The organism is Pseudomonas sp. 30_B (genome assembly GCF_017491605.1).
In the GTDB taxonomy this organism is placed as follows: Bacteria; Pseudomonadota; Gammaproteobacteria; order Pseudomonadales; family Pseudomonadaceae; genus Pseudomonas.
Genome location: NZ_JAFGYY010000318.1, coordinates 1 through 455 on the forward strand (window position 1 = coordinate 1; position 455 = coordinate 455).

The following is a 455-nucleotide window of genomic DNA, read 5'->3' on the forward strand; positions in this document are numbered from 1 at the left end:
GACCTGTACTTCCGGCGCCACGACGGGCAGGCCGTCACGTGCGACGACTTCCGCCACGCGATGGCCGACGCGAACGGCCGCGACCTCGCGCTGTTCGAGCGCTGGTACAGCCAGGCGGGCACGCCGCGCGTGACGGTTCGCACCGCTTACGACGCCGCCGCGAAGCGCTACGCGGTGACGCTGCGGCAAGGCTACGGCGACGCCGCGCCCGCCGCGCGCGACACGCAGAAAGGGCCGCTCCTGATCCCGTTCGCGATCGGCCTGATCGGCGCCGACGGCCGCGATCTGCCGCTGCGCCTCGAAGGCGAAGCGGCCGCGTCGGGCACGACGCGCGTGCTCGAGCTGACCGAGGCCGAGGCGACGTTCACGTTCGTCGACATCGACGCGGCGCCGCTGCCGTCGCTGCTGCGCAATTTCTCCGCGCCCGTGATCGTCGAATACGACTACCGCGACGA

At 72.3% G+C, this 455-nt stretch carries 1 protein-coding gene; it reads left to right on the forward strand.

The features are described from left to right. Positions 1-455 (forward strand): DUF3458 domain-containing protein (locus J5M67_RS28475; RefSeq protein WP_207888682.1); only part of this gene is annotated, 455 nt, incomplete at both ends.